Origin of the sequence: Falsihalocynthiibacter sp. CO-5D18 (genome assembly GCF_041205445.1) — a bacterium.
Classification (GTDB): Bacteria; Pseudomonadota; Alphaproteobacteria; order Rhodobacterales; family Rhodobacteraceae; genus Falsihalocynthiibacter; species Falsihalocynthiibacter arcticus.
This window is the reverse complement of record NZ_JBGFCF010000009.1, coordinates 67,973-80,365: the sequence shown is the minus strand read 5'-3', so window position 1 is coordinate 80,365 and position 12,393 is coordinate 67,973. Positions and strand designations below refer to the sequence as shown.

At 50.7% G+C, this 12,393-nt stretch carries 6 protein-coding genes and 1 tRNA gene; 2 read left to right on the top strand and 5 right to left on the bottom strand.

Translation table 11 applies throughout. The annotated features are described in order from the left end of the window. Positions 1-8: 8 nt before the first annotated feature. Genes AB9F27_RS13110 through AB9F27_RS13095 form a run of 4 tightly spaced genes read right to left on the bottom strand, consistent with a single transcriptional unit; the run spans position 9 to position 3,931 of the window. Entirely contained in the window at positions 9-1,139 is a 1,131-nt protein-coding gene (locus tag AB9F27_RS13110; protein WP_335585701.1) for a DNA polymerase III subunit delta', read from the bottom strand. Beyond that, entirely contained in the window at positions 1,132-1,821 is a 690-nt protein-coding gene (gene tmk, locus AB9F27_RS13105; protein ID WP_335585700.1) for a dTMP kinase, read from the bottom strand. Before tmk ends, AB9F27_RS13110 begins: the two co-directional genes overlap by 8 nt. Positions 1,822-1,844: 23 nt before the next feature. Then, on the bottom strand, positions 1,845-3,050 hold the full coding sequence (locus AB9F27_RS13100; protein WP_335585699.1) for a D-alanyl-D-alanine carboxypeptidase family protein: 1,206 nt from the start codon (positions 3,048-3,050) through the stop codon (positions 1,845-1,847). Between the two features lie 20 nt (positions 3,051-3,070). Next, positions 3,071-3,931, bottom strand: coding sequence for an SPOR domain-containing protein (locus AB9F27_RS13095; RefSeq protein ID WP_335585698.1), 861 nt, complete (start codon positions 3,929-3,931; stop codon positions 3,071-3,073). A 263-nt stretch (positions 3,932-4,194) separates the two neighbouring features. On the opposite strand from AB9F27_RS13095, the gene AB9F27_RS13090 reads away from it, so the two are divergent. Continuing rightward, positions 4,195-4,284: transfer RNA gene (locus AB9F27_RS13090), tRNA-Ser, on the top strand. 576 nt (positions 4,285-4,860) lie between these two features. Continuing rightward, complete coding sequence (locus tag AB9F27_RS13085) at positions 4,861-11,298, top strand: NACHT domain-containing protein (protein WP_369757831.1); 6,438 nt, start codon at positions 4,861-4,863, stop codon at positions 11,296-11,298. A gap of 494 nt (positions 11,299-11,792) precedes the next feature. Here the strand turns inward: AB9F27_RS13085 and AB9F27_RS13080 are convergent, their stop codons facing one another. After that, on the bottom strand, positions 11,793-11,933 hold the full coding sequence (locus AB9F27_RS13080) for a hypothetical protein (protein ID WP_369757830.1): 141 nt from the start codon (positions 11,931-11,933) through the stop codon (positions 11,793-11,795). Between the last annotated feature and the right edge of the window lie 460 nt (positions 11,934-12,393).

Here is a 12,393-nt window from a genome sequence, read left to right as displayed (position 1 = left end):
CTTGAAGTCTATTGATTTTGGGCAAGTGTGCCCGCAGTTTGGTCCATCTTCAAAAGCATATCAAGGATGAGCGCGGCAGGGTCAAGGTTCACGGCGCGCCCATGGCGCACGCGTGTACTTAACGATTGTTGTAGATTGGCCCATTCCCGCGCGTGCGGTGGGCAATTTGACAGGCGGGAAAATAATCCCGCTTCGCCCTTGGCGGCTTCAATCACAGGTGGCCCCGACACGCCCGCACGCGCCATGCGCGACAGCAGAAGGTCTAGCAAATCGAGCAATAGATCGTATCGGGGCACATTTTTTGCCCCAACAGCCGTTTCCGCAAGAGCGAGGGCGCGTTGGCGATCAAGCCCGGGTGCTGCCTGCATCAAATCAATGATGTATTGGTAGGTTTTGAGCCCATCTAGCGTGGTGAGGCGCATGGCTTCTCCGACGCTTCCGGCCGCGAGTGCGGCAAGAATAACGGGGTTGGCGTCGTTTTGCGCCCCGGCTGCCGCGAGCGCCAGAGCCATTTCCTCGGGGGGAAGAGGGTGGCATCGCAATTCGCGACACCGCGACCGGATCGTCGGCAAAAGGCGGCTGGGCTGGTGACTGATCAGGAGGAGCGTTACGTTTTCTGGCGGCTCTTCTAGAAGCTTCAGAAGCGCATTCGCCGCCTGAACATTCATCTCATCAGCTGCGTCTACGATCACCACGCGACGTCCTCCATCGGTGGCCGAAAGGGAGAAAAAATTCTTGAGTCGACGCACTTCATCAACGGAAATGACGGTTTTAAGTTTGCCCGTTTTCTCATCCGTTGGCCGCCGCAACAAAAATAGACGTGGCTCCGACATCGCCGCAATGCGGTGCGAGACCGGATTGTCAGGAGAAATCGCAAGCGTTTTTGCAGGGGCGGGATCGTCGCCGAAAAGGCTTGGCCCGCTGTGCGCAGGTTGCGAGATAAGGAAGCGCGCAATTTGCCACGCGAGGGTTGCTTTGCCGACACCGCGTGGGCCGGTCATTAGCCAGCCGTGATGCAGGCGGCCAGTGTTGAACGCCTCAAGAAACGCAGCCTGAGCGCGGTTCTGCCCCAAGATTTCGTGGGTTTCACGCGGGTGGGGCGCGCCTTCGATGCGGTCAGGTTCTAGCGCTTCAGCCATTCTGTTGCGCCATGTTCTGAGATATCTTCGCCATCGCACGCGCTAGGATATCGGCGGCAACATTTTCCATATCTCGGTTTCCGTCAATTAACTGACAGCGTGTCGGGAACTCCTGCGCGAGTTTCAAAAATCCTGCGCGCATTTTGCTCTGTAGGTCTTCGCCAAAGTCCTCAAACCGTTCTTCGGTTGTTTGACGCGACTTGGCGCGGGAGAGGCCCGTTTTCGGATCCATATCAATGATGAAGGTCAAATCGGGTTCACGGCCAATCATCAAGCTGTGCAACTGATCTACTACGGCGCGTAAATCGCCACGGCTTATGCCTTGATACATGCGGGTGGAATCGGCGAAACGGTCGCAGAGAACGATTTTTCCGGCTTCGATGGCGGGAAAAATCGTTTTTTCGAGGTGGTCGCGACGGGCGGCTGTAAAAAGCAAAATTTCACTTTCCGCCGACCAGCGATCCGGATCGCCTTCAAGGACCAGCGACCGTATTTCTTCAGCTCCCTTAGAACCACCGGGCTCGCGCGTTAAAACAACGTCATACCCATCAGCTCGCAATGCATCTCTTAAGAGCTTGATCTGAGTCGATTTTCCCGAGCCATCAATCCCCTCAAAACTAATGAAAAGCCCCCCAGAGTTGGAGGGATTGCATTTGGGGGATGAAAATTTAGCGATGGTCATTTGCGGAACCTAGCCCTCTAGGCTCAGATGGACAAGCCCAGCGTGTCGCCCGTGAAGCGATTAAACAGAATTGAAAAACTCGAGCGCAACCGAGGGAGAAAACCGCCCTCAAGGACGTCCTGTTTGGCGACGAGGGGCAAGCGGGTTTGGGGCATGTCGGGAAGCGTCAAAACGAGTTCGGCGAGGGCGTCCCCCGCCTTGACGGGCGCTTGAATCGGACTATTGAATACTACTTCTGCCTGAATTTCGCCCTGTGCAAGAGCTGGAAATAATATCTGCAGGTCTTCTGGGGCGATCAGATCGACAGTTTGTGTACTGCCCATCCACACGGGGGCGGTTGCCAAGATCTCGTCTTTTTTGGCCAATGTCTTTAGAACAAATTGCCGAAAGGCCCAGTTCACCACTTGCTCCGCCTCTTCTGCGCGCTCTTTTTCACTGTTAAGGCCAGAAATGACAAATACAACCCGTCGATCGCCCTGAAGGGCAGAGCCAATAAGTCCATAGCCCGCTTCGCTTGTGTGCCCCGTTTTTAGGCCGTCCGCGCCAATGTTCAGTTTGAGCAACGGGTTGCGATTGAAGCGGTTGTCTGGTGCCCGCCCGTCATAGCCGAACTCTGTCTGAGCGAAGAAATGATAGTATTCAGGAAATTCCGTGATCAACCGTTGCCCCAATGAGCCAAGATCCCGCATACTCATACGTTGATTGGGCGCAGGCCAGCCGGAGGCGTTCTCAAAAGTTGAATTATTCATCCCGAGTGCCTTGGCGCGGTCATTCATTAGGCGAGCAAAGGCCTCTTCAGTGCCCGCAAGCCCTTCAGCTACAACGACACACGCGTCGTTTCCAGACAACACAATGATGCCTTGAATTAATTCGCCAACGGTGGGGCGGTCGGTTTCGTTGAGAAACATTGTCGAGCCGCCCATGTTTTTCGCACGCGTGGATACGGAAAAAACCGTGTCCATGGTCACGCGCCCGTCCTGTAGGGCCTCAAACAACATATTAATCGTCATTAGTTTTGACATTGACGCTGGTGGCAAAGGGATGTCGGCATTTTTTTCAAGAAGCACTGTACCCGTCGTAAGGTCCAATACATACGCGCTTTGGGCGCGCGTATCGTAGTTCTGCGCCTGTGCCGTAAAAGCGGCGGGTAGCGCGAGAAGAAGCGTCAAAAATCCGGTTATTACGGATCGGCGCCCAATTTCGGATCGCAGGTTATTGAACAAACGCATGACGCTCCCCCTTTTTAGATTTAGTTCGATACGTAGTAGGCGCCGCTATAGCCCAGTGCGGTCACCGATTTTTGTAACGCATCTTTTTCGGATTTTCCGCCCACAGGGCCAACAACCACACGCCAGAAAGTTTTCCCTTTGGAGGTTTGTTTCTTGATCGTTGGGATCATGCCCGCGCCGCGCATTTTTTCTGCGGTTGAGTTTGCGTTGGCTTCGATGCTGTAAATCCCAAGTTGTAGGAAGGATTGCTCGGAGGTATTTTTCGTCGACGATAAAGCAGGTTTTGGTGTCGCTGCTGGCATTGCCGCGATCACTGGTGCTACTTCGCTGTCTACCGCATCAAGCGCCGCAGAAGCGGATGCAATTGGATCGAGCGCGGTTTCCGTAACTTCAGCGGCGATCACGCCCTCTCCATCCGAAACCTCAACCATTTCTATGCTCTCGTCGGGGTCTTCAATCGTAATTTCTTCACGCCGTAAAGCGGTAACGCTCATCTGGACGGGAGCACCGGCGATCATCCCAATGGCGTCTGCCGCGTCCGAGGAAACCTGAAGTTTGGGGCCAGGTGTTTCACGTTCTTTTCGGAAAAGAGCGCCAATGACAAACTTGCCGTTTGCCTCATTCCGGATTAAAACCCGCTCAGGGTCTTTTGCGGTTGGATGTGCAACCCAAACCCCACCCAGTGACGGGCGGCCATCCCAAAGCCCCTCTTCGGTGACTTGAAAAACCTCCGGTGCTTCGACATCATTTTCAACGGTTCTTGTTGATCCTGATGTTGATTTTCCGGGGTTATTTTTTGTGCCCGTATTTTCGACGCAACCCACAAGCCCAAAGCTCAAGGCCGTGATTACGGCAAATTTGATATACGATTGTCCCAACATGCTTCGCCCTCTATCGTCCGCGTTTGCACGCGTAACCGCCAGTTTCTGGCTATTTTTATATTTCTTTCCCAATGCCTTGGTCCATTTTTCGTACAATGCACTGGTGGCAATTCGCCTGATTTTATTACACCTATAGTGTCTTTTGCCGCCACTCTAACCAAGCCTTGGGCACATGAAAAGCCTGTCCTACACCAATGCGCGATTTTCTGCGCTCAACTGAGGGCTTTTCGAATCACAAAACCCTCGTTAACACGTGCGAAGTCGGAGGAGTGGCAGAGTGGTCGAATGCACCGGTCTTGAAAACCGACGGGCCTTAACGGGTCCCCAGGGTTCGAATCCCTGCTCCTCCGCCATAACTAAGAAGTAAGTTATTGTTTTTGCTGATTTTTATGTGAATTACTTCGCTTCAGTCCCCCACGATGTCCCCCATCTCACAAAGGAACCTACTGGAATTGCGTGGAACAGTATTTCTAATTCTGGAGCTGAGAATTTCTTTTTAGCTATTTGCGGCAATGAAAAATGGACCAGAAGCGAGGCGCTATCTAACGAAAATCTACGATGACGGGGGAAGCATAAGCCTGTGGTTGAATGGTTCTGGTTTAGCTTTCGAACTTGAACTTTAGCGGCTCAAAACAGTAGTCATCGATTGAAGAGTATTGGGTTATAAGGGCGGAAAGCAGAAGTTCGCTGCAACCGCGAAGTTTTTTGGTGCTAGAGCAAATGCGGACTTTGGGCTTGGGCGTTTAACCTCACGTTTTTCCCCAACCTCAAAGACCGGGTAGACAATATACTCTCAAAGAGTGCTGCCAGTTCCTAAAACCTTGACCATGTCTAGTTTCTGACGCCAGTGCCAATAGCATGGACGCTTTGCAGTTCCTCTGTGGTGTGCAAGAGTTTAATAACGTTGCTATTATAAATGGAGGGCGGGTTTGGCCAAAGCTACAAAGCAAATTGATACCGTTCGGGCATCACGTGCAGGCCATACATTTCATGAGCGGTGGGCCGCTAGGCGCGCACTTCAACTTGTTTTCCCAAAAGACAACTTGTTCTCAATTATCGTCGAAGGGCTCTCTCCCAACGAAGAGATGAAGCTCGGTAGAGAGGCAGAGGAGATTGCCGATCTTATTCTGTTTTACGGGGGCGGCGATACATTCGCCACTTGTTCCTCGCAGCAAATATTGCAGTTCAAATACAAGGCGGCATCCGATTCTGTTACTTCTTCATATCTCAAAAAAACCATCAAGAAATTTGCGGCAACGTTACGGGATTATCGGAAAAGCGCAAAGGATGAGGAAATTTCCGAAAAGCTCTCATTCGGTTTTGTAACGAATGCTGAGTTTTCTGACGATCTTTGGAGCGCGATATCATGTTTGAAGTCGGGTGCGCTGCCAAAGGCGCCCGGAGCAGCACAGCAACTACGTTACCTCAAAGAATGGTGCCATGATGAGCAAATTGTTGCAGAAGAAATCTTCCCACTAATTGAGTTTCGCGCTTCGACCATCGATCTTCCTTCACAAAATCGCACATTGCGTCGAACAGTCAGCGATTGGTCGGCTGAATCTGCCGGGCACGCAGCAAAAAGACTATTTGCGCTCACAGAGCTCGTCCGTGAGAAATCGCAGATCGAGGGGCAAGGTAGGAACTCCATCAGGCGCGAAGATGTTCTCGATGCTCTTGAGTGTGACGAGGACCAACTATTTCCAGCGGAAACACGCTTCGTAGGAGTGACAGGTCTTGTTGAGCGTGATGCCATACAAGCAGTCAAAAGGAAGATAATTGATTGCAGTTTACCTGTCTTTCTACATGCGGACGGAGGTGTTGGAAAAACGGTATTCATCCAAAGCCTTGCCTCGAGCTTCTCGGATACCTTCGAGGTCGTGATTTTTGACTGTTTTGGTGGCGGAGGATATCGTTCAGAAGCTCAAGCACGTCACTTGCCGAAGGTTGGGCTACTTCAGATTATTAACGAACTTGCGACGCGCGGTCTCTGCGATCCATTGCTACCGACCGATGGTGATCAGATTGTTTTGGTTAGTGTTGCACGTAAGCGCCTCAAGCAAGCAAGCGAGACTGTTAAGACACAATCATCGCTTCGAGGAGTGCTGGTTGTTCTTGATGCTGCCGACAATGCACAGCTAGAAGCAAATGCGCGTGACCAAACAGCCTTCCCCCGGCTTCTTCTTGCATCACTCAGTGAGGAACCAATTGATGGCGTAAAGCTGTTGCTAACCGCGCGTCCTCATCGAATGGACAGCGTTGTCGGAAACAGCCAAACCGAAAGCTTTGAGCTAAAACCGTTCTCGAGAGAAGAAACGCGGCAGTTCCTTGCATCGCGGCGCAAAAACATGACGGACGTAGAGTTTTCTACCGCACTGGCTCGGTCGCAAGGCAATGCCCGCGTTCTTGAGTATCTCGATGAAAGCTGGGACATTAATGTCTCCGGCAGTGCAATTCAGACAGAAATATCTGTAGAAGCTTTGATAGCAGAAAAATGCGATGCGATATTTCGGGATCTGCATTTGGCTGGATGGAACAAACCTGAAGTCCACGAATTTTTCGCCGCGCTTTCGCTATTGCCACCACCCATTCCGTTGAACGAATTGGCTAAGGCGCTTGGATGGTCTGAATCTCAAATAAATAGCGCGGCTTCTGATCTTGCTCCCATGCTCGAGTTGGTCAAACACGGCGCGATATTCCGCGACGAGCCCACTGAGACATACATCAAAGACCAATATGCTGGCGAGCTCGCTGCTCAGCAATCAATCGCACAAAGACTTCAGGATGGTCAACAAGGATCGATATACGCTGCAGAGGCACTGCCCCACTTTCTTGTAGTTATTGGCGACGGCAAAAGGGCCTATGAACTTGCGTTCTCCGATCAATTCCCTGCTGCCGTAGCGTCAGCATACGGTCAACGTCGTTTGAAATTGGTGCGCCTGAACGCGGCCTTCTCGCTTGCTACGCGGGACACGGACTTGGACCGTGTTTTAAGTTTGGCGATGCAATTATCACAGGTGGCCTCAGCTAACGCGCGGGGAGATGAATTTATCCGTCGTTCTCCCGCTTTGGCAACCATCCTTGGAGATTCCGATGCCTCTCGACGCCTTTTCAATGATCGTTCAGGTTGGCGTGGTGCGCGTGATACGCGGCTTATAGTTGCCTACAGCTTTTCGGAAGAATTGGACGAGGCGCGCATCCATCAACAACGAGCGATTGGATGGCTCAACTGGTATCTCAATAACAACGACGAAGACGTAAGACACAAAAAATCAGGGTACGGAGCATCTGATATTGCAGCGGTCATATTCCTTAACGTGCTCGAGAATAATTTCTCATCGTTTAATAGGAATATGAAGATTTGGAATTCTCAATTTGCGCGCTCAGTCGTTGATGAGCTGGTTTCGCTCTGCGCGCAGTATGAGATAGCAGTCGGAGGCAAGCCTTTGCAAAACCTCGCGGAGTTTGCTGCTTCGAAAAAGTGCGAGTCGATAACCTTACAAATTGGTTTGCTTTCGACTGAGCGCGGTCTCCATAAGTCTAAACTCAAAGCCGTGTCACGTGCTGCTAGTGTGCTGTCGCTACAAATGAAAAACAAAAGCTATAAAGATAACCATGATCACCATATGGAGCTACAAGGTTCCGTAACTAGCGCAGCAATGAGCTGCCTCATTGTAAACTCTCGACAGTCTGCACAACGGCTTTTTGGGTTGTCCCCACACCGAAGACCGTCGAGCTATGACTATGGCGAACGACACGGTATGAGCAGGATATGGTCTCCTGTCTATGCAGCTTGTGTAGCTGCTTGGTCATCTGGTGAGGCACTTTCATTTCGCCATCTTCTGCCAAACGATGTCAAAATGGGTCAAAAAGCAAAATCGATAACAACCGAAGCGGAATTGGGTTCGTTTCTCGATAGTCTGACTGTAATCAAACATCAGCACAATCGACGAAAGCCATCAAAGCCAGAGAAGCAAAAACAGTTTTCGCACAGCGAACAAGAGAGCATTGTAAAAGGAGCTGCATGCGTCTTGAAGCTAGCCCAGCCAATTGAGGCTGCCCTTTTTGCGAAAGAGACGTTTTCAAATGAAACACTGGCTAGCTTTTTGGCTATTTGGAAAACAGTACTCAGGCCAGACATCCATTGGAGGGCTGAAGGCGGAAGAGACGAAACTGCTCGACGAGTTGGTATTGGGTTTGCCAGGGTCCTGCTGCGGTATTGCGATCATGTTGAAAAAAGCGAAGCAGAAGAGCTTATAGCTATCGTTGGTGCAAATCGGTTTTCGGTTAGCGAGAAACTGGGATTGCTGTCTCTTATTGCTAGGCGCTCCAACTTGGCGGACGTGACCGGTGCTTTTGCAACTTCGTTGTCTGGAGAAATTCTAAAAGATGACTTTATCGAGCAACGCGGCGATTCCTATCGAGATTTAGCACTATCGTTGCTTCCTATGAGCACAGAAGAGGCGAGGGAATACTACGCTCAAGGTTTGTCTCAACTTGACCAAATGGGTAGCGATGATTTTGATTTAGTCTACTCAATTTTACACTACGCAGCCGAACAGCCGGGGGGCTGGATCAAACCTAAACTATCACATCGGCTGATGAACCTTTGCCACACGATCTTCCAGCATGAGCCATCGAAATTTGGTTGGACGCTTTTTGGCCGCGCTACAGCTTCATCCGTTGGCCTGCCCGCGATTTACAAGCTGATGCGTTGGAACGATCAGGATGTCGTTGACTACTCCTATGGCCTTCCACAGCTCGCTTGTCTCCTTTCAAAAGAGGGTCGCCTAGACCCACGGCGCGCTGCTGTGCTGCTCACCCTATGTGAAGATCATGGTTGGCATGAATGGCAGGTAGGTACAGGCCTCAAAGATTTACTTTCAGTCGCTAAGCCAGAGAGCCGAAAGGCAATTTTTTCACTTGTGTCTGACAAGCTTGAAGGTGAGCACAGCTTTGGCGGATGGGAAGGGTTATGGGAAAGCCAAATTGATTGTATTGAAGCTTTTGACGAGCTTAATGAAAATGGATTAAAGGATCGCCTGCAAGGGCGGCGGGAGGCAGCCCGCATAAGGCGTGACGTTAAAAATGCTAGAAACAGCAGCCACCAAACCGGAAGCGATTTCAGCTTTCAGGTAGACGAAGATCGTCCCGACAAACAAGCAAATGAAGATGCTTTCAATGCCATTGTGGCTCAATGCGACCCTGCGTCCGTGTTATCGCTAGATAAATCTATTCAAGATCTACAAGGCAATAAGCAGTTGGACTTTGGAAGTCGGCAGCGTCTGTTAGAAGAAATTCAAAGGACGTGCCCTTATGAGAAGCGCGTCAAATTCCTAGAGGCTATCTGCGAGTCAACAGAACTTAGTTTTGAAGCCGTTCTTGAACTGATGATCCAGTGCGTCGAAACATGGAGCAGTAGCACGACTCATGTAAGGAACGGGACAAAGCGCCTGATAGAAAAGTTCTTTGCATTCAAAGGTTCGGAGCTTTTTAATCTTCGTTATTCCGGCATTCCACGGCAAATTTCTCGTATGTCGCAAATGTACGATGATCCGAAGTTTGTTATGCAAACTGTCATTGAAATCATCGCGAAGGAACGTCTCGAACTTAGTGGAGACGAATGGCTTCAGGTCGCCACCGCTCTATCGACACACGCCACTCCATCAGCGGCCCTAGATGCATTCGAGAACTTACTATCCAGCCCCGCTGCCAATGTCGGCGATGAGATAGGCGAAGGTGCCTATCGCGCCGCGTTTGTGGGTAAGGACGATGAGGGCAATCTGTTAGCTGATATCATTTGGCATCTTCTTGGCTCTGATGATGCATTTGTCAGATGGAACGCAGGAAGAAGCATAAAGGGCATGCTTGATGTTGGCTTGGTGAAGGACGTCGGGTGTCTAATTGACTGCTTCGATCAAGTGGAGAACCCCGCTTTAGCCTCTGAGGATCATCACTTTGCATTCCTGAATGCGCAGCAATGGCTTTTGATGGGATTGGCGCGGGCAGCGTTGCACCACGGCGACAAACTCATGGTCTATAAGTCGAAACTTGCGACCCTTTTGAAACGTGCGGACTTGCATGCTCTGAATAGACTTCATCTCTTGCGGTGCCTAAAGAATATTGAAGGCAAAGTAACACAAAACCCGGAGCTCGAAAAACTCTGGGAAGAACTTGAAACCCCGCCTCAAGGGGTCATCGAACGCGATGGGTGGCCGCAGAAAAAGCAACGTCGGCTGAACTTCGATTTCGACTATGAATTCAACAAATACAAAGTTTCTGAACTAGCGAGGCTGTTTGGAATTTCTGAAAATGAAGCAATCGATTGTATAGCTGACGACGTTGTTAAGCGCTGGCCTAACGCAAAAGACATGAACGATTTCCCGGGCAAAATTAGCTACAGTTACGATCGGGATGATCGATATGAATCTTATCGTGAGCACGTTCAGAGACACGCCTTTATTAGCGCTGCGACACAGCGAGCGAAGATCCAGCCAGTGGTGCGTAATAGTTGCGATAGTGAAGATGCTAATCCGTGGCGAGATTTTTTAAAGGAGCTGGACGTTTCTTTTAGAGACGGTTCTTGGCTATCTGACCATAAAGACAACGTTCCTAAAGTTGCCCTTGAGCATCTGTTGGGCGAACGCAAAGGATACGAAGAAACGCTCGTTGCCCAAGACAAGTTGTTGGCAAAAGTTGGGCTGAGCCCGAGCGTAGAGGATCAGTTTTTGCCTCTGTATGGCCACTGGAAGTCAGTTGACGGAGTCTATGTTAGCTATACGTCCGCTTTAACAAGAAACCGTGGCATGATCGGCCAATGCGCGAGCTTGGCAAAATTACCTGATCATGAACTTTGGTTGCCACGATTTGGCTCAGATGGACGCAGTGATCGGTTCAGCACCAAAAGCGCATTCGCCCCGCTGATATGGGATCCGGAAACGTATCCCATTGGCATTGATGCGAGCGATGAGTGGGCCACTAGGGGTGCAATCGCGCGGCCACGCTTGGGGCATACGATCAATAAAGCTCTTGGACTAAGATCGGACGAAAACGACCGCCGATGGCTTGATAGCAAAGGTAGTATCGCCCTCAAGAGTGAGGTCTGGGGATCGTGGAAACCTGACGGAGAAGGTAGAGGGGGCAGATACCAGGATGAGGGCGAAATTTTGTGGGCCAATCGGGAATGGTTGGATGAAATTCTCAAAACTTGTCGTCAGTCCCTTGCTTACCGGGTGAGTTTCTCAAAATACAAATCAAGCAAAAGTTATGATGAGACGTCTGGAGTTAAAGAAGTTTATGTTGGGTTGAAAAGGTATGAACAGGACTTCCGTTTCTGGTTTGCAAAAAATGCTTCAAAAACCGTATATTGATAAATAGTAAGTGGGGAGTCTGGCAAGCATTCCGTTGCAGGGCCATAGGCCAAACGTCAGAGCCCAGATGTTCTCGAAGCATGGTGATTATATAGACTTTCTCGCTAGAGAGTGGTGGGATGGTATGATGCATACCTATAAGCGCGCACGGATTTACTCCCTGGCTTTTGGAGTTGGGGGATAAGCCATGCTGGCAATTCCCACCTTGGACATCGCTCAGGATGTTCTACGGCACCTATTCACCGGTTAGTCGTAAGGGCCGGAAGCGACGCCCAACCAGGTTGGGGATAACAAAGGAACCATGTCAGCTACCTGAGCATGGCAACATGCTGACCGGCCGTTTGCTGCGCTTTGCGGTCTCTTGCTCAATCGGCCGCGACCGATAAGGATCAGCCTTAGCCGGACAAACCTACCTTTCCGTCCCAAGACTTGTCGTTCAGCGTAGAAGTGATCGGCTTGCAGGACTAGAAGGGCAAATTAACGAGAGTTCTCTTTCATTTCTTTTCTGGGGGCTTGCTAGATTTGCTAGGTTTGAGGGAGGGTGTATTCCCTGGCGTGGTTTTGTTATCACGACGGCGCTGATCTGGTTTCCCTGTTGATTTTGCTACCGGCTTTGGTCCTGGTTTAAGTGCCATGAATGCTCTCCTTTTTCGGTTTAAAATTAAGCCTGCGCGTTCTTTCTGACTGGGTGATACGGCACAGCGATACTATGTAAGTGTCCCCACGAGTTCTGGCTGAAGTCAAGGCCAAATGGATATTCATACACTACCAACACCCCACGAAAATCGGCAGGCGGAGCCAGAAGCACTTTGCCTCTCTGCGCTTATGAACGGCGGTGCGGGCGATCGGGTTATTACGTCTGGACGAAGATTCTGATCGCCTGCTGTCGGGCTGGATTGGCGTCAGCTTCGGCAACCGGTCATCGGCTCCCTGAGAACGCCGCGAGATGTACGAATGTCCGCAATACGGGCTGCGTCTGCAGCATCGGGAATGGCAATCGGATGGCAGCTATGGGCCGTTCACGTCGATCGACACAAAGGGCGGTTTCCGGGCTTTCGCTGCGGGCGCGAAATCGAAAGACGACGCCGAGGTCGT

Coding starts and splice junctions, on each gene's coding strand:
- AB9F27_RS13110 (WP_335585701.1), bottom strand. CDS start 1,139: ATGGCTGAAGCGCTAGAACCTGACCGCATCGAAGGCGCGCCCCACCCG.
- tmk (WP_335585700.1), bottom strand. CDS start 1,821: ATGACCATCGCTAAATTTTCATCCCCCAAATGCAATCCCTCCAACTCT.
- AB9F27_RS13100 (WP_335585699.1), bottom strand. CDS start 3,050: ATGCGTTTGTTCAATAACCTGCGATCCGAAATTGGGCGCCGATCCGTA.
- AB9F27_RS13095 (WP_335585698.1), bottom strand. CDS start 3,931: ATGTTGGGACAATCGTATATCAAATTTGCCGTAATCACGGCCTTGAGC.
- AB9F27_RS13080 (WP_369757830.1), bottom strand. CDS start 11,933: ATGGCACTTAAACCAGGACCAAAGCCGGTAGCAAAATCAACAGGGAAA.